This is a genomic window from Rufibacter hautae, from assembly GCF_008271695.1.
Lineage (GTDB): Bacteria > Bacteroidota > Bacteroidia > Cytophagales > Hymenobacteraceae > Nibribacter > Nibribacter hautae.
In genome coordinates this window covers 1,756,446-1,777,094 of record NZ_VKKY01000002.1, presented here as the reverse complement: position 1 = coordinate 1,777,094, position 20,649 = coordinate 1,756,446, and the positions used below count along the sequence as shown (strand labels likewise).

Annotated in this window: 17 protein-coding genes; 15 read left to right on the top strand and 2 right to left on the bottom strand. The window is 55.3% G+C overall.

From position 1 onward, the window contains the following. Positions 1–185: 185 nt before the first annotated feature. From FOA19_RS16250 to FOA19_RS16240, 3 genes are all read left to right on the top strand, one after another. On the top strand, positions 186–671 hold the full coding sequence (locus FOA19_RS16250; RefSeq protein WP_149091822.1) for a DUF6252 family protein: 486 nt from the start codon (positions 186–188) through the stop codon (positions 669–671). A gap of 82 nt (positions 672–753) precedes the next feature. Next, complete coding sequence (locus tag FOA19_RS16245; protein WP_149091821.1) at positions 754–1,458, top strand: hypothetical protein; 705 nt, start codon at positions 754–756, stop codon at positions 1,456–1,458. An 85-nt stretch (positions 1,459–1,543) separates the two neighbouring features. Next, on the top strand, positions 1,544–2,110 hold the full coding sequence (locus FOA19_RS16240; RefSeq protein WP_149091820.1) for a DUF5025 domain-containing protein: 567 nt from the start codon (positions 1,544–1,546) through the stop codon (positions 2,108–2,110). Between the two features lie 776 nt (positions 2,111–2,886). Here FOA19_RS16240 and FOA19_RS16230 read toward each other — a convergent pair. Both FOA19_RS16230 and FOA19_RS16225 read right to left on the bottom strand, forming a co-directional pair. Then, a complete protein-coding gene (locus FOA19_RS16230) occupies positions 2,887–3,600 on the bottom strand; it encodes a RibD family protein (protein WP_149091818.1) in 714 nt (237 codons plus the stop codon). 106 nt (positions 3,601–3,706) lie between these two features. Continuing rightward, positions 3,707–4,129 (bottom strand): DUF1810 domain-containing protein, encoded by a 423-nt coding sequence (locus FOA19_RS16225; RefSeq protein ID WP_149091817.1) that lies wholly within the window; start codon positions 4,127–4,129, stop codon positions 3,707–3,709. Between the two features lie 1,206 nt (positions 4,130–5,335). On the opposite strand from FOA19_RS16225, the gene FOA19_RS16220 reads away from it, so the two are divergent. From FOA19_RS16220 to FOA19_RS16165, 12 genes are all read left to right on the top strand, one after another. Next, the gene (locus FOA19_RS16220) at positions 5,336–5,941 is read left to right on the top strand and encodes a DUF4255 domain-containing protein (RefSeq protein ID WP_223808933.1); all 606 of its coding nucleotides are present in this window, start codon (positions 5,336–5,338) and stop codon (positions 5,939–5,941) included. Further along, positions 5,938–6,723, top strand: coding sequence for a hypothetical protein (locus FOA19_RS16215; protein ID WP_190300432.1), 786 nt, complete (start codon positions 5,938–5,940; stop codon positions 6,721–6,723). The genes FOA19_RS16220 and FOA19_RS16215 overlap by 4 nt, the downstream gene beginning before the upstream one ends. 47 nt (positions 6,724–6,770) lie before the next feature. After that, entirely contained in the window at positions 6,771–8,855 is a 2,085-nt protein-coding gene (locus tag FOA19_RS16210) for a phage tail sheath C-terminal domain-containing protein (RefSeq protein ID WP_223808932.1), read from the top strand. A gap of 130 nt (positions 8,856–8,985) precedes the next feature. Further along, positions 8,986–9,417 carry a phage tail protein gene (locus tag FOA19_RS16205; protein WP_149091814.1) on the top strand — a complete coding sequence of 144 codons (432 nt, stop codon included), beginning with the start codon at positions 8,986–8,988 and terminating at the stop codon, positions 9,415–9,417. 8 nt (positions 9,418–9,425) lie between these two features. Beyond that, entirely contained in the window at positions 9,426–9,869 is a 444-nt protein-coding gene (locus FOA19_RS16200; protein WP_149091813.1) for a phage tail protein, read from the top strand. A gap of 7 nt (positions 9,870–9,876) precedes the next feature. Then, entirely contained in the window at positions 9,877–10,068 is a 192-nt protein-coding gene (locus FOA19_RS16195; protein ID WP_149091812.1) for a DUF5908 family protein, read from the top strand. A gap of 12 nt (positions 10,069–10,080) precedes the next feature. Continuing rightward, the gene (locus FOA19_RS16190; RefSeq protein ID WP_149091811.1) at positions 10,081–10,758 is read left to right on the top strand and encodes a CIS tube protein; all 678 of its coding nucleotides are present in this window, start codon (positions 10,081–10,083) and stop codon (positions 10,756–10,758) included. Continuing rightward, positions 10,755–12,497, top strand: coding sequence for a type VI secretion system tip protein VgrG (vgrG, locus tag FOA19_RS16185; RefSeq protein WP_149091810.1), 1,743 nt, complete (start codon positions 10,755–10,757; stop codon positions 12,495–12,497). Before FOA19_RS16190 ends, vgrG begins: the two co-directional genes overlap by 4 nt. A 119-nt stretch (positions 12,498–12,616) precedes the next feature. Then, positions 12,617–12,907 carry a PAAR domain-containing protein gene (locus FOA19_RS16180; RefSeq protein WP_149091809.1) on the top strand — a complete coding sequence of 97 codons (291 nt, stop codon included), beginning with the start codon at positions 12,617–12,619 and terminating at the stop codon, positions 12,905–12,907. A gap of 89 nt (positions 12,908–12,996) precedes the next feature. After that, positions 12,997–13,455 (top strand): GPW/gp25 family protein, encoded by a 459-nt coding sequence (locus FOA19_RS16175; RefSeq protein ID WP_149091808.1) that lies wholly within the window; start codon positions 12,997–12,999, stop codon positions 13,453–13,455. Continuing rightward, positions 13,452–17,219 carry a baseplate J/gp47 family protein gene (locus FOA19_RS16170; RefSeq protein ID WP_149091807.1) on the top strand — a complete coding sequence of 1,256 codons (3,768 nt, stop codon included), beginning with the start codon at positions 13,452–13,454 and terminating at the stop codon, positions 17,217–17,219. The genes FOA19_RS16175 and FOA19_RS16170 overlap by 4 nt, the downstream gene beginning before the upstream one ends. Before the next feature lie 70 nt (positions 17,220–17,289). After that, a complete protein-coding gene (locus FOA19_RS16165; protein WP_149091806.1) occupies positions 17,290–20,637 on the top strand; it encodes a hypothetical protein in 3,348 nt (1,115 codons plus the stop codon). Positions 20,638–20,649 lie beyond the last annotated feature (12 nt).

Below are 20,649 nucleotides of genomic sequence, written 5' to 3'. Positions count from 1 at the left end.
ATTTCAGTTGCAAAACAGGTTAAAGAAGAATAAAATGGTATAATATGAGTAGAAATCTGACAATGTTGTATGCTGAATAGGAAGTTTGTACCTTCTTTCGTTTAAGTTGTATATAAAAAAGTGTAGATACTTGGTTCCTTAGTCTTCACCGTCTGCCATTGCCTCACTTAACTACAGCCCATTTTATGCGAAGAACCTCCCTTTTGCTCCTTTCTTTGCTGTTCTGGGCAACTGACTGCGAACTATTCAGCGATGCAGAGAAACTACCCAAGGCCACTCAGCATGGGGCCGATACCATGGCCGCCGAGGTGAACGGGGAACCGTGGCGGAGCCGTGCCTGCTGGGGGTGCATCGAAGGAGGTGGTGGGCTGGAGGTGAACCACAACCAGGATTACTTCTCCGTCAGGGGCGAGCAGCCAATCGGAGCGGAGGAGTCCCTGCTGGAGGTGCAAGTGCAAAGGCTTACAGCCACGGGCCGCTACCCCCTTAAAGAACGGACCTTCAAAGGCTCTAATACCCTAGGCTCCTTCGCCACTTTCTATGACGGCACCGAGAGGGGCAACCCGCGATACTACCTGACCACATCCACCAGCCAAGGGGAGGTCCACGTCACCAAGCTGGACACGGTGAGCAGGATTGTCTCTGGCACCTTCTGGTTCGAGGCGCCTTAGGTGGGCAGAAACGCAGAGTCCGTGGATGTGCGGAAAGGACGATTTGACGTAAAGTAGTAGAAGGCTAAAGGCAAAGAATCATATGACATTGTACATGAAGACCTACCTCTCTTTTCTCTTGCTTTTTGCTGCTCAGCTCCTGACTGGATGCATGGAAGAGGAGGAGGACTACGGGCACGTGACCGTAAAGGGAAGGGTTTATGACAGCAACCGCCAGCAGCCCGTAGCCAACCAGCTCGTCTACGTCTTCGACCACGGGGGCGTGTCCATGCCTTGGATGTACCAGAATATCCTTGATTCCACGCGTACGGATGCCAGCGGCCACTACGAACTGGGCTTTGAGCGGAAAAACCTCAACCAGACGTATGTGACCTGCGGGTGGCTGAGTTTTTCCGATAAACCGACCTATGCCTATGCCAAGGATCACCCAGGGGAAACCGAGGTGAAGGGAAGTAACGGCACCTACGATTTTGACCTGCACAAGATAAGCGTGCTCAGGGTCCGACTCAAGGTGATCAACAACCCTTACCCGCCCCTGAAGGTCTGGGCCACGGCAAACGTGGGGTTTTCCCCTTCCCCTGTGGTGTGGGTGCATGGCAACCACAACGATACGGTATTCTACCTGCGCGGGGTGGCGAACGAGATGAACGCTTTCGGCTTGGAGGCAAAATCCCCCGACGGGAGTTACAACAGGAGTAAGTGGGACTATCACCAGCTCGGCGCATACGCAGATACCCTTGAGGTGACCATGGTTGCCGACCCTAGCACCTTCCCTGGGAAGGGCTGATCAAGTCTAAGTAATGGTGAAATTATTTAAATTTAGTAGGCAGGTGGCGTTAGCAGGCCTGTATGCGGTTCTTGTAAAAAGCACTATGAAGCTCACCTCAACCCTAAGATTCTTCGCCTTGGCCGCTGTGCTCACCTCCTGTCGGAAGGATGAACTGCCGCCTCCCTCGCTTCCCCCCGCCACCCAGACGGGGCAGGGAACCCTTGGCTTCCTATTGAGGGATGTGGAGGTATGGTCGAGTCATGGGAGATGGTGTACCTTCACCTATGCCAACTGCGAAGACAACGTTGTGACGGCCTTTTACCCGAGAAGCCCCTCCAGGGGATACGAATTGGAAGTATCAGCTGCCCGCACCTTCAACAGCGTAGACCAGGCTTTCGGCATAGTGGTTGAGGGGATCACCGCCACTGGGACGTACGCATTGGAAGAGGGGAAAGGGGGAAAGATGGTGTTCTCGGACTACGTAGGTCCCCAGACGGAGAAGGTGTACAGGAACTCCGTGCCCAACACCAGCACCCTGAAAGTGACGAGGCTCGACACCATTGAGAAGGTGGTATCAGGCACCTTCAGCGGGGTTCTGTACAACACCAAGGATCCTGATGACAGCATCGCGGTTCAGGACGGTAGGTTCGACGCGCGGCTGAAGTACTAACAGTTGGCAAAAGAGGAATGCCTACGTCCTTGAACAGAAGGAGGCCAGTGTCACGATCTTGGCATCTATTTCCCTTTCCATTTTCATATCCTGATGCTCAACATACAGTCGTAGCACCCACATAAGCCCCAATGACATCAGCGCTGCTACAACTGCCAGGATAACCGTCACCTTCCACCTGACTGGCTTGGGAAATCCCTGACGAACCATCCAGCGGTTCATGAGTACGAGGAACACAACAGAGGTAATGGTGAGAAAGAATAGAAGGAAAGTATCTGAAACCATCATGTCACTTAAGCATCTGGAATATCCAGATTCCCCAACACAGGAATCCGATACTGGAAAGGACTAAAACCAACAAAAGAAGATTTCTGTCACCAGGCGCATTGCTCCCGCTTATCTTCAGGTTACGATAGAGGAAGAACAAGATAATAGGGGAGATGAACAAGGCGATGAATATTAGCATGGGTTAGAAATTGAGGCTTTAATGCCCACCAGAGATTACATAAAGCCACAACACGACCAATCCTTCGATCGCCACTGTTATCAGGTAAACACAGATAGAGGTAAGCATACGGACTAACCATAAAACACCTCTGTTTTTCATGTACCTATACAGGAAGAAAACTGGTAGGAAGGAAAGGGTAAGCATACCCAATGTAATCACTGTTCTCATGATGATTCTAATATACCAATTTTGCTCAATGGACCCTCCCGAGCACAGTGAACAAGTGGAATATTGCGAACACCACCAATAACCAATGGTTTATGAAGCTTTATCTCCCGGTTTCTTGTTCTTTGACCACTAAATACCTGATCCACAGGAAATCATCATAGATGCGGTCTACGGACTTGATCTTGAACTGCGTGGCTTTCCGGTTTTCATACCCTTCCTCAGCCTCAAACACGGTGGGGGAGCCAATGGTACCATCGGCGACGGGGGCCAGCACCAGGCTGAACTCGTCTATCAGGCCGGCTTTCAGAAAAGAACCGTTTACGTGACCGCCGCCATCAATGCGCACCGTCTTCATGCCAAACAGGCTGTAAAGTTTTCTGAGCACCAGGTCAAGGTCTAACTCCTCTTTCCCTCCGAAGATGTACGACACGTTCTTGCTTCTGAGGTGGGCCAAGTAGCCGGAAGGCACTTGTTCGGTCAGGGCCTCAATCACGTGCTCGGTAGAGACCATGTTGGTATCCCAGAAGCATTTCCCCGATGGGTCAATCACCACCGCATAGGTTTTCGCCTCCTGCTCCGCCACAAAGTCTTCTTTCGGGATAGAATCATTATCCCCCTCCAGGGAATAGGTTTCTTTGCTGGAAAACTCCTGCATGGTTACCCGGCCCACTAACCAGGCATCTGCTTCAATTTTTTCGGCGGTTTCTTCAAAGTACTTATGATGGTCTTTAAATCCCCAGATATCCTGTTTGATCCGGCCATCTACAGAGCCCAACATGTGACAAATGACATAGGGCTTATTGGTATCTAACATTCCGTTTTTGCTTTATATTTCTAAAACTAAGCTAAAAATCCATTTATAGTGATTTAAAGCATCATTAAGTAAGAACAACATTCACCTTTCTTTCTGCCAAGCAAAGTTAAGGGCGAAGGAGTTGTAACGTTTTATCGTCTTGCTTGCCGTGGAAGAATTTCTGCAAAACTTCTCTGAACACAGGGTTTGTGTCTGGTAAAGCGGCGAACAAGGTCATGGAAGATTTGAGTTTCAGGTCATCTGGGCTTCCGAAGATGCGATGGGCATTGTTCTCTTCCAGTTTCAGAAGTGCCTCACAGATCTGCACGAGCCTGCTGCCTAAAACAGTGTGCTTTACATATGCCTCGGCTTCCTGCAGGTCTTTGATGCCGTAGAAGTTGGACGTCTCGCTAAAGCCCAGCCCCTTTATTTGGGGAAAGATATACCACATCCAGTGGCTTTGTTTTCGTCCTCTTCTTATTTCAGTTAGCGCCACCTCATAGTCTCTTTCCTGAGCACTCAGGAATCTTTGCAAGCCGCTCTCTTTCATGGGTGTGGTTTATATAATTTTGACCGCTTCAAATATTATAGGCAAGAATTTCTCTTGATGAAAATTTTCTTTTGGAAGTTTAGTTTGCGTTAGTTGAATATATTGTTCCCTGAATTAAAAAAATGTAAGTAAATGATGATATATATGTTACTAGTAACTTCAAGCAGATTTAATGTCGAAATTCTTTATGTAGGATCTAGAAAGCATTAACAATTTATCAAATGAATATGAGCATCTGTTTGTTGCATGCCTTCAAAACAGTTTTATATCATTGATGATAACTCAATAACATTCTTTCATCCTTTTAAACAATGCTACATGCCTAATTTAAATACGCCTTCTGATCTTTGTGAAACAGTTGACATTTGCTATCAACTTTGTTTTTCTATTTTTTTAAATTCAGGAAGTAACAAAGAATTTTTTTTATCTACAATTCTATAGAAAGTACCTTGATTCGCGAAGTTGTAGGTGAATATTTCAATCTGGTTCCTATCACCTGTTTTAACTTAACTAGCTAAAAAATTGATGGTGCTCTATGACTTATCAAAAATGGGATGTTTATGGCATAATAATTTTGACTTACCTGAGTCAAGAATATCCTTAAGCCTTACTTGAACTTGGGCAAGTTGAATTACAAAAAGGATTGGTCTGGTTGAAAGCTATGAAGATTTTAAAATAGAAGGTACTTAGTTATATCCTGACCCTTTTCTTAGAAGTTATTGGTTGACTAAACTTGATTATCCTTCTAAGAAAAAAATGGAATCATAGCTTGTTTAAGTGTAAAAATATATTAATTTAGTGTTAAAATTTACAGGGCAAGATTTAATTCTATTTAAAAACGCTTTTACAGGGTAAAAGTAAAAATAGTTATTGGCCTGTATAGAATCTTCAGATCCCACCTTTCCTACTATAGGAAAATGCCGCCTCTGGTTTCCAAAATGCTTTTGGAAACAAGCATGTTAAAAAATAAAACTCAATGTATTGTAAAGTATTAAATAACATTCAGATAGGATGGTGATTACTCTTTTGTATTGGGTGACATCTTCTATATAATATATGTAATAAGGAAATATATCTGTTGCAAAAAGAGTTAAGTTTTAAAAATAGAATCTGCATAATCTCCTAATACACGGGAGATTTACTTGCCTGAGGAAATAATTCTGACTTTTACAAAGTTTTAATTGGGTGACTGTGATTTCACACGCCTTGAAAATAGTAACCTCCGAGCTAAATACCTTCTTTGAGGGCATTCAGCCCGCCTTGGAAGACACCGTGGTGCTGGGGAACATTGCCACCATGGAGTCCCCCACCGGCACAGACAACGCCGAAATGCGCGACAAGGTGGTGGTCACCCTGGTGAACCTGCGGGAAGAAAAGAGCCTGAAGAACGGCCCGTACTCTTTTGCCAACAGCGCCACCCTTAAAACCGAGTATTTCAATCCGCCGGTGTTCGTGAACCTGTTCGTGCTTTTCTCGGCCACCACCAACAAATACGAGAAAGCCCTGACCTACCTGTCGCGGCTCATCCGGTTTTTCCAAAGCCGGAACATCTTCACCCACACCAACAGCAACATTGCCGTGAACGGCGATTTCATAGATTATGACCGCCTGCGGGAGTTCAAGCTGATTGTGGACCTATACTCGCCCACCTTTGAGGAACTGAACCACCTATGGGGAACCCTGGGCGGCAAGCAGTACCCCTCCGTGCTGTACCTGATGCGCCTGCTGGAACTGAAACAGGAAGCCGTCACCCAAGGCGGGGCCGTCATTCTGGAGACCGAAGAGAAAATTGGCTTCAAACCGCCCTTATGAACCCGGCAATGGAAAGCAGCAGACGAAAATACCTGCAATTGGTAGCCGTAGAAATCCTCCACCACTATTTCCTGGACGAGGGCGGGAAAGTGTATGACGGTACCCAGGACCTGCCTGCGGCGCGCAAGGCCCAAAAGCTGAAAACCTATGACACGCGGGAGTGGCTGGCGGTGGAACCAGACGCGGCCACCCATAAAGCCCTGCAGGCGTACCAGGTTCTCCTGAAACCTACCAAAACCGGTTTCCTGCTGCTTACCCAACTCACTGATGTGCTGCCCGGGACCAAGAAACCCTTGGCCAACCTGGAAAAAATGGTGTTGGGTTTCTGGCTGAAGTGGCAGACGCCGCAGCCCGGCAGCCAGGCGGCTTTGGCCAGCAAACGCCAGGCAGCAGGGGAGAGAGGGTTCTATTTGCTGGGAAACCAGTGGGCGCGCATGCTGGGCGGAACCTACCCCCACCTGGGCGTGCCCTTGCCCACGTACCACCCTGAGGAAGAATACCTGCCTGGCGACCTGGTTCGGAAAGACAGCAAGCATTACCGGGCCCTAGTCAAAAGCAAGGGAGCCGCCCTTACAGATACCACCTTGTGGAAACCCACTGACAATAAGCTTCCCTATGTCAGCCGCCAAAGCCTTCAGATTCCCGCTGCTGCCCCGCCAGGGGAGGTGTGGGGAAGGCTGGAGATTGCGGGAAAGGGCGGCCTCAGCAACTACAGCCTGCTTACCGGCAGCGGCGACCTGAAAAACGCCCAAGTGTACAAGATCCACCTAGACAAGATGTGACAAACCTAACGCATGAACCCAAAACGTTTCCTTAACCTAACCAAGCCATGTTGAACCTTTCTACCCTGCGGGTGCCCGGAGTTTACATTGATGAGGTCCCCAAGTTCCCGCCCTCCATTGCTGCCGTAGACACCGCGGTGCCGGCCTTCATTGGCTATACCCAGCGCACCACCTCGGCGGGGAAAGATTATGCGTTCACCCCCGTGCGGCTGGATTCTTTGGTGGAATATGAAGAGATGTTCGGGGGCAGTCCGCCGCTGAAGGTGTCGGGCATAGACCTTAACGTGAACAACACCGTGAAAACCGCCACGGTGGAAAGCGCCTATTACCTGTATGACAGCCTGCGCATGTATTTCCGGAACGGGGGCGGCAAGTGCTACCTGGTCTCCCTGGGCAAATTTCCCGAGGCGTTTGTGCCCAATGAATTTGTGGCCGGGGTAGACCGGGCCTTGGGTGAATTGCGGAAGGAAGATGAGCCCACGCTCCTCCTTTTTCCGGACGGTGTCAAGCTGCCGGCAGATAAACTGGGCGGCCTCCACGTAATGGCCTTAGAACAATGCTACAAGCTGAAAGACCGGTTCCTGATTGCCGATGTCAGGATAGAGCTTCCCGCGGAGGAGAAGTTCCGGCAATCAGACATAGACGCCTTCCGCACCAACATCGGCATGGGCAACCTGCAGTTCGGGGCCGCTTATTACCCCTACATCCGCGTGAACCTGGCCCGGCAGGTGCGCTACCGCGATATCAAGGGAAAGGTGACCAAGTTGATGGCGCCCATAGACTGGGACGCAGATTTTGTGGACACCAATGATAATACCACCCGTGACAACCTGGCGGAGTTTGAGAAGGTGGTTTCCAGTTCCCAGCGGTTCAACACAGCCCTGGCTGATTTTCTGGGCACTACCCTTTCCCTTGACGACATGTACCAGGAGAAGAAAGCGGCCTTCTACGGCGCCATCGCCACGCTGGCCGGAAGCTACGCAGACATTGCGCCCGTCAAAACCAGCTACACCGCCGTGTGGGATTTCCTTTACCAGCTCCTGGATAAATTCGTTGACGAAAGCCTCAGAACCGACGCAAGCGGCCTCCTGACGGGCACCCTGAGAACTAATCTGGAGACCCGCGTCCTCTCAGCCACTGCTACCTTGCCAGTATACCTGCAGCAGCTTATGGGGGTGGAGGTGCTCTCCAAAGACAAGAAAATTGTAGGCGATCCCGGCATTGCCAGCCTGAACAACCTGAATGCCCGTGTCTGGCACTTTGTGGACCTGAAAAACGCCATCAACACAGCCTTGGCCCTGGACGCAGACCCCGCCGGGTTCACCTTCACCCCAGATGCTTCCGGGAACACAGACCCCGCCCGTGAGAATGCTGTGCAAAACATGCGGGAAATCATTGAGAAGCGGGCCGACTTTATCTTCAACGGCCTGTACATGCTCCTCACCAACATGGTCCGTGACGCCCAGAACACCGAAGACGCCATGGAAACCGACCTGCTGCGCCGCATTCCGGTACTGGGCAACGTCATCTCGTACCTAGAAGAGCAATCTGCCCTGCTGCCGCCTTCCGGCGCCATTGCCGGTTTGTACGCCCGCGTAGATGCCGCCCGGGGCGTGTGGAAAGCCCCCGCCAATGAAAGCCTGGCCAACGTGATAGCACCCTCCGTGAAGCTGGAAGAGACGAAGCACGGGGAGCTGAACGTAGACGTGAACTTCGGGAAGTCCATCAACGTGATCAAGGCATTCACGGGCAAAGGCACCCTGGTGTGGGGCGGCCGCACGCTGGCCGGCAACAACAATGAATGGCGATTCGTGAACGTGCGCCGCTTCTTCAACATGGTCACCGAGTCCTGCAAGAAAGCCACCGAGCAGTTTGTCTTTGAACCCAACGACGCCGGAACCTGGGTGAACGTGCAGGCCATGATTGAGAACTTCCTTACCACCCTCTGGCGGCAGGGTGCATTACAGGGGGCCATCACCGAACACGCCTTCTACGTGGCCGTGGGACTGGGCAAAACCATGACCCCGCTGGACATTCTGGAAGGGCGTATGGTTGTGGAGGTCGGGCTGGCCGTGGTGCGGCCCGCTGAGTTCATCATCCTCCGCTTCTCGCATAAAATGCCGGAATCCTGAGACCCGCCTCCGCCTGCGGTGAAAGGCGTTTTAGGCCTTGTTTTCAGAAAACAGGCCTGAAACCATCTCTCCCCAGCGTTCAAAATGACCAATACCAACTCCAGCGCACATCCACCTAGTCAAAATTATTATGGCCGAATATCCATTGCCCAAGTTTCACTTTGAGGTTGAGTGGGGCGGGAACAAAATAGGCTTCACCGAAGTCACGGGCCTGAGTACCCAGGTAGACATCATTGAGTACCGCGAAGGCCAAAGCCGGTCCTACGGCAAGATCGCCCAGCCGGGTTTGCCCAAAAACGAGAAGATCACCCTCAAGCGGGGCACCTTCGTGGGCAAGACCGATTTCTACGACTGGTTCAACAAAACCAGCATGCTGGGGAAAACCGAGCGCCGCGACATCACCATCAAGCTGCTGAACGAAACCCACGAACCGGTCTTCGTATGGAAAGCCCTCAACGCCTTTCCTACCAAGGTGCAGGCCAGTGACCTCAAGGCGGACGGCAACGAGGTCGCCATTGAGACCATTGAGATCGCGCACGAGGGACTGAGTTTGGTGAAATAGGACCGGGTATGGAAGGGTACTATCCGCCGGTAAGTTTCCATTTCAAGGTGGAGTTTACCAACGTGAGCAATGCCGAGAACGATTCCCGCTTCCAGTCGGTGACGGGGTTGTCCGTGGAGTTTGACACCGAGACCTTCAAGGAAGGCGGCGAGAACCGGTTTGAGCACGTGCTGCCCGTCCGGACCAAATACCCGGACCTGGTTTTGAAGCGGGGCTTTCTCACCAAAGATTCCAAGGTCTTTGAATGGTGCCAGAATGCCTTCCAGCGGCAGGTGTTTGTGGGGGCCACCCTGTTGGTGACCCTGCTCAACGAGCAGCACGAGCCCATCAAGAGCTGGAACATTGTGAACGCCTGGCCCCGGCGGTGGTCCGTGACGGATCTGAATGCGGAAAGCAACACCGTGGTCATAGAAACCCTGGAGCTGCGCTACAACTATTTCACGCTAAACTAAGCTTGCCATGCCGGTAGAAATAAGAGAACTGCACATCAAAGTGGTGGTGACCGAAGGTGCCCCGGCCAGTTCTGGGGCCGGTTCCGCGGGAACCTCCGGCACATCAACCTCTGCCATTGGAGGCGAAGACCGGGAAGCCTTGATTGCGGAGTGCGTGGAGCAGGTGATGCACATTTTACGGGAACGGGAAGAACGCTAACCCCTGGCAGCCATGGCAGACACCGGCAAACTGGAGAAACTCAAGATCATCGCGTACCGCGATGCGGACCTGAACGACGCCTCCTGGGCCGGGGAGTACAACGCCCTGGTCAACCCAGAGACCTACCAGCTGGACTACAAGATTGAGTATAATGACGGCCAGGGCCAGGGCACCAGCGGAGCCCAGCCCAAGTACAAACACACCAAGCCCGAGGAGTTCGCCTTTGAATTCCTCTTTGACAGCACCGGTCTGATTGAAGGCAGCCCCACCGGCGACATCTGGGGCGAACTCAAAACCTTCAAGCAGCTGCTGGTGGACTATGACGGGGCCATTCACCAGCCGCGCCATTTCAAGCTGGTGTGGGGCGTGAGCCTGTTCAAGTGCCGGCTTACCTCGCTCCAGATCACCTTTAAGCTTTTCAAACCAGACGGCACGCCCATCAGGGCCCTGGCTAAAACCCAGTTCAAGGGCAGCGTGGAAGAGAACCTGCGGGTGGCCCGGGAAAAAAGCCAGTCGCCGGACCTGACCCACGAACGCCAGGTGCTGGCCGGCGACAATCTGCCGCTGCTGTGCTTTAGGCTCTATGAAGACCCCCGGCGCTACCTGCAGGTAGCCAAAGCAAACGGACTCACCAGTTTCCGGCGGCTAACCCCCGGCCAAACCCTGTTCTTTCCGCCCTTAGCCAAATGACCAGCACCAGAACCTTGCCCACCTCTGCCTCGCCAGACGTTTGCACCTTCCAGATTTTCTCTGACGGTACGCAAGTGTCAGACACCGTGCACGTGATTTCCCTGGTGGTGACCCGGGAGGTGAACCGCATCCCCACCGCCACCCTGGTGATGCTGGACGGCGAGGCCGCCGCGGAGACCTTCGCCCTCAGCGACCAGGACTTGTTTGTGCCCGGTAAGAAGATTGAGATCAAAGCCGGCTACCGAGGCCAGGACGAGACGCTCTTCAAGGGCTTGGTGGTACGGCACAGCATCAAGGTGCGCGAGAACGGCTCTTTCCTTACCGTGGAGTGCAAAGACGAGGCGGTGAAGATGACCATTGCGCCGCGCAGCCAGTACTACCAAAACCAGAGTGACAGCATGGTGGCCGAGACGCTGCTCAAACGGCACAGGATGAGCCAGAAGGTGGAAGACACCAAATTCCGGCATCCCCAACTGGTGCAGTACCACGCCACCGACTGGGATTTCATGCTCTCCCGCCTGGACCAGAACGGATTGATCTGCCTGGTCAACGACGGGAAAGTTACCGTAGAAAAGCCCAAAACAGAGCAAAAATCACTGGTCACCCTGCAATACGGCGCTACCCTGCTGGAACTGGATGCCGAGATAGACACCCGAGTCCAGCCATCGGAACTCTCCGCCCAGGCCTGGGACCTGGCGGCGCAGGAAATGAAGAAGGCCGAGGCCCGGGAACCCAAAGCCAACCTCAACGGGAATTTGGCGGCCACCCAACTGGCCAAGGTGCTCAAGGCCGAGATGCAGCCCGAACCACAGAGCGGACAGATACCCGAGCCGGTGCTGCGCGAGCTGGCCAACGCCAAACTGCTGAAACACCGCCTGGCCAAAATCAGGGGCCGGGCCCGGTGCCAGGGGCTGGCGTTGCTGCTGCCCGGCAGCCTGGTGGAACTGAAAGGGGTAGGGGACCGGTTCAAGGGCCCGGCCTTTGTATCTGGCGTGCGGCACCAGATCGCCCACGGCAACTGGGAATCTGAGGTGCAGTTGGGCCTCAACCCGGAGTGGTTTTCCCAAACCACCAAACCCGGCAGCCAAACCACCCCGTTTTTGGGGATCACCGGGTTGCAGGTAGGCGTGGTGACCCAGCTGGAGAAAGACCCCGCCGGGCAGGACCGCATCAAGGTGCGGTTACCGGTCATCAGCGAGAAGAACGAGGGCGTTTGGGCCCGGGTGGCCACCCTGGACGCCGGCAAAAAGAGAGGCACCTTCTTCCGGCCCGACCTCCAGGATGAGGTGGTGGTAGGATTCTTCAACGGCGACCCGCTGCAGGCGGTGGTGCTGGGCATGTGCCACAGCAGCGCCAAACCGGCGCCAATCGCTGCCTCCAACCTGAACCACGAGAAGGGCTTTTTCTCCCGCAGCAACATGAAAATCCTGTTCCATGACGAAGACAAAACCTTAACCATCAGAACCCCGAAAGGGAACCAGCTGCACCTGAGCGAAAAGGACCAACGCATCACACTCCAGGACCAGCACGGGAACAAGGTGGTCCTGGACAAAAACGGCATCGCCCTTAGCAGCATCAAAGACATCACCCTCAAGGCTGTCGGCAACGTGAAACTGGAGGGCATCAACATCGCCGCCAAGGCAAGTTCCAGTTTCAAGGCAGAAGGGGGCAGCGGCAACGTTCTTTCGGCGGGAAACGGCATGGCCATTGTAAAAGGAGGCACGGTCATGATCAACTGACTTGGTTTCCTCCAAAGCCCACCCGCCGTGCTCCTCCCGGTTTTTAGCCTGTTTTCCGCAAAACGGCCTTGAAACAACTGCTCTGCTTTTGACTACGCGCACCCTAAACCAACCAAGAAATGCCACCTGCCGCCCGCGTCTCTGACCTGCACGTCTGCCCTCTGTCTGATGGCCCCAAACCCCACGTGGGCGGGCCCATCTTGCCGGCCGGGGCACCTACGGTTCTCATCGGGGGCATGCCCGCCGCCCGCCTGGGTGACCTGGCCACCTGCGCCGGCCCACCAGACGCCATCGTCAAAGGATCCGGCTCCGTGTTCATCGGGGGAATGCCCGCCGCCCGCCTGGGCGACTCCACTGCCCATGGCGGCAGCATCACAATGGGGCTTTTATCTGTGCTGATTGGTGGGTGAGCCCCGGCTGTTTTCGCCCTCTTTTCTGGAAAACGACGCTAAAACGGATGCATCTGAACTTTCTCCTGAACCTAACCCGCTGAAAACCCATGGCATTTACCCCCACCCAAAACTTTCTAGGCCGCGGCTGGAGCTTCCCACCCACCTTTGACCATTTCAACGGCGAGGTGGGTATGTTGGAAGGCATTGCCGATATCCAGAGCAGCCTCCACATCCTGCTCACCACCATGGTAGGGGAGCGGCTGATGCAACCCCGGTTTGGGTGCAACCTGGAAGAAATGGTGTTTGCGTCGTTGGACACCACGCTCAAAACCCAACTCACCGACAAGATTGAAACCGCCATTCTTTACTTTGAGCCCCGCATTGACCTGGAACGGGTGTTCCTCAACACGGACCGCCAACTGGAAGGCTTGCTCCTGATTGAGGTAGATTACCGGGTGCGCACCACCAACTCGCGCTTCAACTTTGTGTTCCCCTTCTACAAAACCGAAGGGACCGAATTGCTGCACTTTCTCACCAACCCGCCCCAAACCGACAACGCCCTATGAGTTCTCCCTGCGCCCACAGCCTCTTTCCGCACAGGGTGCCCCGCGAAGGCACCGACCAACCCGGCCGCTCCAATCCGGCCTTGGCTCCCTCGGGGGTGCCGGTGGAGGAGCACGGGGTGGCGGAGTGGTTGGTGTATGCGCAGCAGTTGGGCGGGCACCTGCGGTTTTACGGGGTGAATAACCAATTCCAGGGCCAAACCTGGGCCGCGTTCCTGGAGAAAGATGCCACGGCGGTATTGGCGTTGGTGGCGGTGCAGGACGTGGATGCGTATAGACGCCACCTTTCCACCCTCCTGAATCAGGGCATCAGGCAAGCGCTGGGCAGGCATCCGGTAGACGAACAACAATTGAAAAGCGCCTTCGCGCAGGTGTTTGGGCTGGTGGCTTCGCTGGCCTGGGGCCTGGAGAAATTAGCCCAGCGGCTGCCCCTCTCGGTTCCCCTGAAAGCCACGCTCCAGACCCTCATCCAGAGCAAGCTGGCCCCGGAACTGCAGAAACTCAAAGCTTACCATGCCGCCGCCAAAACTGAGGGATTGCTGGACGAAACCATGGTGCCGCCGGTCCTTATTTTGGGCGAGAAAGTTGTTACGGGCTCAGAAGCCCTGGCTAAATCTTTCTCTGCGGTTTGGACAACTGCGGCGGTGGCGGACGACCAGATTTTCGGGCCCACAGCCCCCGGGGAAATTGGCCGCAAGATTTACTTCGCCGTCAACCATGCGTTTTTTGCCACCGCCCTGGACCAGTTCCTGCGGGCGTTCGCCCGGGTGGTAACCGAAGCCCGGCAGCAGTTTCAGGACGCGCTCACCTCCCGCTCCGACCACGCGCCGCACCTCACCCTACTGCTGTCGTTCCTGCAACTGCTGCTCTACAACCGCGACCATCTGAACACGCTGTCTGCCCGCCACCTGGATTTCTATTACCAGGAAGTCCTCCTGCTCACCCTGAAACCGGCGCAGCCCAGCAAAGCGCACGTGGTAGTGGAACTGGCCCCGCACGTGACCCATGAAATCCTGCAGCAGGGCACCCTGTTTCAGGCCGGAAAAGATAGTGTAGGGCAGGAGGTGCTGTTCGCTTTAACCCAGGATTTCGTTCCTAACCAGGCCCGGCTTTCCGCTTTTAAATCACTTTACTCGGCCACGGAGGAAGACGAGAACAAGAAAGCGACGGGCCTCCAGGTGCAGAAGCAGTGGCTGTATGCTTCCCCGTCGGCTAACTCCCTGGACGGGACCGGAAAAGAGCCCGCGCCGGTGGAGCAGGGCTGGAGTTTCTTTGGCAACAAACACTACCGCCACGGGAAACTCACCCAGTTGGCCATGCCCGCCGCTACAATTGGGTTTGCGGTGGCTTCCCCCTTGCTGTACCTCACGGAGGGCACCCGCACCGTCACGCTTAAACTGCACCTCACCACCACTACCTTGCCCCTGGGGGATTATTCCGGCGGCATCAAAGCCTTTGTGACTACCGCCGAAGGCTGGCACCCGCTTTCCCTCCTGAGCCCGTACTTCAGTTTCCAGGAAGAGAGCGGGAACAAAGTGTTGGTTTTGAAGGCCCGGCTGCAGCCCGATGAACCAGCTACTGCACCCTTTGACGCCGCCGTCCATCAGGCCACTTTTGCCACCCCGCACCCCGTGCTCCGGATCCTGATCCAACCCCAACCTGGCAGTGCGTATCTGTATGAGCAGGTAAAAGAAGCCACCTTGACCAAGGTGGAACTGGCGGTGGAAGGGAAAGGGCTGCGGAACCTGCAGTTGTACAATGATTTCGGGATGCTGGACCCCGCGCAGCCGTTCATGCCGTTCGGTCCCTTGCCACAGAAAGATGCTTCCCTGATTGTGGGCCACCCAGACGTGTTCCTGAAGAAGAATGCCACCCTCTCAGCGCTCACCGTCACCTGGAAAGACAAACCCAGCGCGGTCACCACCAAATCCCTCACCATCCAAAGCCTGCAGCAGGGGCAATGGCAAACTAAAACGCCTACCGCAGACCTGTTCGCCTTGCCCGCTGTTTCCCTTTCCGCGGAAGACCAATTGCACCTGGAGTACGGGGCCCGGCCAGACTACACCGCGGCCACCGTGAAAGGATTTCTGCGCCTCAAACTGAACGATGATTTCGGGCACCGGAAATACCTGAAAGAACTCACCGATTACCTGATTGACAAAGCCAGCGGCCAAGCCAAACCAAAGAAAGAGGACCTCCTAACCATCCTCAGTTCTAGCGACGAGGCCGCCGAAAAAATAACCCAGCTCCAGAATAGCCTGAATGAAATGGCACCGGTGCCCACGGAACCCTATACGCCGGTCATAGAGCAGATCTCCCTGGATTATACGGCCTTGGCCACGGTGGATTTTTCCGTGAAAGACAGCTTTGCCGGACGGCAGGTACAGTTTTTCCACGAGTACCCCTTCGGGCAGAAAGAAGAGCACCTGGCCCTGAAACGGCTGGACCTGCGGGAGTCGGCTGTTTTGGGGCTGGTTCCCAAATTTCAGCGCAAAAACCTGGAAGACCCTTATGTGGAGGTGAAGGAAGAAGATGGATCCGTGCCGGACTGGCTCGCCCACGAAGCCGAATTCTACCTGGGGGTGGAAGGGGCCACGCCGCCGCAGACCCTTTCAGTGCTGTTCCAACTGGTGGAGGGCTCCGCCAATCCCCTGGTGAAGAAACCCGATGCCCACGTGCACTGGAGCTATTTGGTGGGAAACCACTGGGTGTCGTTTTTAAAAGAGCAGGTCAGTGATTTTACGGGGCAGCTGACCCGATCCGGCATTATCCGGTTCCAGTTGCCCAAGGCCGCCGACCAGGACCATACCCTGTTGCCCGCCGGCCAGATTTGGCTGCGGGCTGCCGTCCATACCGCCTCGGAAGCCATTTGCCGGCCAGTAGCAGTGTTGCCCCAGGCGACCTTGGTGGTGTTTCAGGACCAGGAGAACGCCCCGGATTTTCTGGCCCAGCACCTACCCGCCAGCAGCATCACCAAACTGCTGGAGCCGGTGGCCGGGATAAAGAAAGTGGACCAGCCTTTCGCCTCCTTCGGGGGGGCGCTGGCCGAAACGCCGCCGCACTTTTACCGGCGGGTGAGCGAGCGGCTGCGGCACAAGGACCGCGCCATTGCCCTCTGGGATTACGAACGTCTGGTGCTGGAGGCGTTTCCGAGCATCTATAAAGTGAAATGCCTGCCGCACACCCGCTATGAACCCTCCGGCACCACTGGCATTTACTCTGAGAAAGCCCCGGGCCACGTCACGCTGGTAACCATCCCAGACCTGCGGCAGCGTACTTCCGTGGACCCGCTGCAGCCGCTCACCAGCGTGGGGGAACTGGAGGAAATCAAGGACTTCCTGCGCCAGCGGCTTTCCTGTTTTGTCACGCTGCACGTGCGCAACCCCATCTTTGAGCAGGTGAAGGTAAAACTGGAAGTGGCCTTTTTTCCGCAGTATGATGTCTCGGCCTACACCCAATTGCTGCGGCAGGAAATCACCCGTTTTCTGTCGCCCTGGGCGTATGGGCAGGGGCAGGACCTCCGTTTCGGGGGTAAATTATACAAATCCACCCTGATTGACTTTGTGGAGGAACGCCCATACGTCGACTTCCTGACCAAGTTCCAGGTGTACCATGTGCCGGGGCAGGGCCTGCTGGAGCAGGAAGTGGAGGAAGTCACGGCGTCCAAGGCCTGTTCCGTGCTGGTTTCGGTGCCGGAGGAGGAGCACGAGGTCACCGTGCTGGAGGAAGAGCCGAAAAAACTGGAGAAGGAAAAATGCGGCTGCTGAGAACAGAATTCACGGGATAATTGAGGTACGCATAGGTCAAAATAAATTAAGGTAACCGAACGCAGAAAGGATGCAAGAGCCCATCACCATACCGCAATTCCCGACGCTACTTCCCAGTGAAGACTATTACTTCCTGCGGCAGAAGGGGCTGGAGTACATTGAGCGGTTGGGCAGCCGGTTCTGGACAGATTACAACCTCCATGATCCGGGCATTACCATCCTGGAACTGCTGTGCTACGCCGAGACGGAACTTGGCTACCGCACCAGTTTCAATACCCAGGACCTGCTGGCCGCTCCCTTGGCGTTGGGCGGGCAGGACCAGGGCTTTTTCACGGCGGCCAAGATCCTGGCCAACTGCCCCTGGACCTTGACAGATTTCCGGAAGGTGCTCATTGATCTGCCAAGGGTCCGGAACGCCTGGCTGTTTTGCAAGGAATGCCCTTGCGAAGTTCCGGTATACGCCAATTGTGAAACGGGCACGCTCACCTACGGGTCCACCGACCAACCCGTGGTGCCCAAAGGAATGTATGACGTGCTGCTGGAAATGGAGGAAGATGCCCAGCTGGGCGATTTCAACAACGGCAAGCTGAAGCACGTGTTCTCCTTGTTCCTGGCAGCCTCCAACCGCTTGGTAACCACCCTGCTGGAGGTGCGGTTCCCGGGCTGGGCGCAGGTTCGGGAGGAGTACCCGCGGTTCAAGAACTTCCTGGCCGGAACAAGCGCCCTGGTGGAGAAGGGCGTGACCGTCACCAAAATCGCGAAGCTTACCGCCCCTGATACTGATCTGATAGGCGGTACTGTCTCCGCCCGTGATTTGCGCCTGCCGCTGGTGGTTTCCCTGGAAATCAGGTTTTTGCCCGATAGGGAGGTGCCGGGCACCGAGGAAACCCTGGTGCTGGAAAACGTCCCCTTCACCGTTTTTCCGGATAGGAGCGACTCCCGCCGTGATTTTCCAGTAGCCGATTTGGTGGCCGAATTCCAAAATACCACGGAAAACAGCCTGCTACGCCTGTACCACCGCAAATTAAGCCGCATCCAAAACCTGCTCAGAGAAGCTACCAACGCGCTGCACGCCACCCGCAACCTTTCAGAGGATTACTGCCGCGTGAGCCCGGTGGCCGTGGAAGACATTGCCGTCTGCGCCGATGTGGAGCTCACGCCTGAAGCGGATGTGGAGAAAGTGCTGGCCTCCATTTACTTTGAGGTAGAGCAGTACTTTAACCCGGCCCTTCGGTTCTATGGCCTCCAGGAACTGCTGGAGGAGGGCTTGCCCGTGGAGGAGATTTTCAACGGCCCCGGGTTGCGGCACGGTTTCCTGAAAACCGATGAGGTGGAAGCCGCGCAGCTCCGGAAAAACCTGTACACCTCAGACATCATCAACCGGTTGGTGGAGGTGGAGGGCGTGGTGGCCATCCGCAATTTGGTGTTGACTCGTTATGATGCGCAGGGCCGCGCCGTGCTGCCCAGTGAGCCCTGGCGTTTGGCCTTGTCGTTCCGGCACCAGCCGCGGCTGTATTTGGAGCAGTCCAAGTTCCTGTTCTTTAAAAACGAGTTGCCCTTTTTGCCTGCCAACTGGCCAGAGGTGTGGGCCGTGTTGCAGCAATTGCGCAGCACCGCAGAAACGGAGAAAGGCGGGCACGGTGCCCTGGACCTGCCCGTGCCCACCGGTACCTACCATGAATTGGAGGAGTACTTCCCCGTGCAGTACTCGTTTCCCCTGACCTACGGCATTGGGTTTGAGGGCCTGCCGGAACAAGTTTCCCTTTTGCGGAAAGCCCAGGCCAGGCAGCTCAAAGCCTACCTGTTGTTTTTTGAGCAGCTGCTGGTGAACTACCTGGCCCAGCTCGCCAACAGCCACCGACTCTTCAGCCTGGATCCCACCCAGAAACGCAGCTACTTTACCCGATTTATAGGCAATACCCTCATCCAGAACATAGAAGGAACCGAGGGCTTGTACACCGGCCTCACCCCCGACAAGCTAAACGAACTGGCTGAGACCGAAGAGGAAGGCCTCCGCCGCCGGAACCGGTTCCTAAGCCACCAGTTGGCCCGGTTCGGGGAGCAGTTCACAGATTATGCCTTGTTGCTTTACACCTATGACCCCGGCAGTGGGAGCGGAGGCGGCCCCCTGGCCTGGGAAAAGCAGGTGCAGGAGAAACTGTTAGGAGACAAAGCGCGGTTCCTCCAGAAAATTCCCCAGATCAGCGCCCAGCGGGGCCAGGCCGTAGACTACCACAACCCTCCGGGCCTGGCGGATCCGGAAAACACCTCGGGTTTGCAGGAACGCCTAATCCTTCTGTTGGGGTTGCCGGAAGACACCGTCTTGTTTGTGGTGGAGCATCTGCTGCTGCGGCCACGGGTCTTGGGGCAGGTGCTCTTGCCCGTCTGCCTGGACCCCGACTGCACGTTCTGCGGCGAGGAAGACCCGTATTCGTTCCAACTCACGCTGGTGCTGCCGGGCTGGCTGCCGCTGTTCCGGCACCTGGAGTTCAGGCGGTTCGCGGAGCGCCAGGTTCGGTTGGAAACCCCCGCTCACCTCCTGGCTAAGATCTGCTGGGTGGGCAACGAAGTCTGCCGGGGCGAAGGCGATGCCGCCATCCTCTGCCTCTTGAGGCGGGTGTTGGAAGGCCACCTGAAAGACCCCAGCCGCCTGGAGGAACTGGAGAGCGCCCTGTGCCGCTACGCCGAAGAGTGGCTGGAGGCGTACAACGAGGCCTTCCGGCAGGAATTCGTGTCCGGCAACTTCCAGCCCCTGACCACCGAGGTGTTGGAGCGCCTGTTTGACGAACTGCTGCCCAGCCACGGCCCTGCCGCAGAACTGGAAACGGCCCTGAAAAATACGGTTGCCAAAGCCTTGAAAACCACGCTCACTACTTATTTTCTGGGCAAGGAAAACTGCTTCCAGTTCAACCTGTTCCGGAAAAGTTGGGCTGCCTGGGGAACGGAACTCCTGGCGTTGGATCCGTATGAACCCGCCCTGGAGAAACAGGTGGAGGCCCTTTTAGCGGCCCATTTTCTGGAAACAGGCGAGAAACAGAAACCCGAAACCCTGTGCGCCTGCGCCTCGGCCTTGGCCGCCGCCTACGCTGATGCCCTGCGCAATTGGCTGGACGTGGCGGAAAACCAGGAAATCGTGCTCAAAGCCGCCGATTGGCGGAAACAACTCACCGACCTGTTCGTGCTGTCGCCCACTGAGAGTCCCCAAACCTGCCCCGCCTTGCCAAGCACTTTTTTCACCAAACTGAAGAACCTGCTGGTGGAATACTACCGCTACAAACTGCCCCTTTTGCAGACTCATGCCCGGCTGGTGCGCACGCTGGGCCAGCTCAAAAGCATGTACCCGCCCGCCACCCTCCACGACTGTGAAGACGGGAACGATGACAACCCCGTTCGGTTGGACGCCACTTTCCTGGGATAAGCCGGAAATGAA

Bases quoted from the DNA above. Each gene is read 5' to 3' on its own strand.
- FOA19_RS16250 (WP_149091822.1), top strand. From the start codon at position 186: ATGCGAAGAACCTCCCTTTTGCTCCTTTCTTTGCTGTTCTGGGCAACT.
- FOA19_RS16245 (WP_149091821.1), top strand. From the start codon at position 754: ATGACATTGTACATGAAGACCTACCTCTCTTTTCTCTTGCTTTTTGCT.
- FOA19_RS16240 (WP_149091820.1), top strand. From the start codon at position 1,544: ATGAAGCTCACCTCAACCCTAAGATTCTTCGCCTTGGCCGCTGTGCTC.
- FOA19_RS16230 (WP_149091818.1), bottom strand. From the start codon at position 3,600: ATGTTAGATACCAATAAGCCCTATGTCATTTGTCACATGTTGGGCTCT.
- FOA19_RS16225 (WP_149091817.1), bottom strand. From the start codon at position 4,129: ATGAAAGAGAGCGGCTTGCAAAGATTCCTGAGTGCTCAGGAAAGAGAC.
- FOA19_RS16215 (WP_190300432.1), top strand. From the start codon at position 5,938: ATGAACCCGGCAATGGAAAGCAGCAGACGAAAATACCTGCAATTGGTA.
- FOA19_RS16210 (WP_223808932.1), top strand. From the start codon at position 6,771: ATGTTGAACCTTTCTACCCTGCGGGTGCCCGGAGTTTACATTGATGAG.
- FOA19_RS16205 (WP_149091814.1), top strand. From the start codon at position 8,986: ATGGCCGAATATCCATTGCCCAAGTTTCACTTTGAGGTTGAGTGGGGC.
- FOA19_RS16200 (WP_149091813.1), top strand. From the start codon at position 9,426: ATGGAAGGGTACTATCCGCCGGTAAGTTTCCATTTCAAGGTGGAGTTT.
- FOA19_RS16195 (WP_149091812.1), top strand. From the start codon at position 9,877: ATGCCGGTAGAAATAAGAGAACTGCACATCAAAGTGGTGGTGACCGAA.
- FOA19_RS16190 (WP_149091811.1), top strand. From the start codon at position 10,081: ATGGCAGACACCGGCAAACTGGAGAAACTCAAGATCATCGCGTACCGC.
- vgrG (WP_149091810.1), top strand. From the start codon at position 10,755: ATGACCAGCACCAGAACCTTGCCCACCTCTGCCTCGCCAGACGTTTGC.
- FOA19_RS16180 (WP_149091809.1), top strand. From the start codon at position 12,617: ATGCCACCTGCCGCCCGCGTCTCTGACCTGCACGTCTGCCCTCTGTCT.
- FOA19_RS16175 (WP_149091808.1), top strand. From the start codon at position 12,997: ATGGCATTTACCCCCACCCAAAACTTTCTAGGCCGCGGCTGGAGCTTC.
- FOA19_RS16170 (WP_149091807.1), top strand. From the start codon at position 13,452: ATGAGTTCTCCCTGCGCCCACAGCCTCTTTCCGCACAGGGTGCCCCGC.
- FOA19_RS16165 (WP_149091806.1), top strand. From the start codon at position 17,290: ATGCAAGAGCCCATCACCATACCGCAATTCCCGACGCTACTTCCCAGT.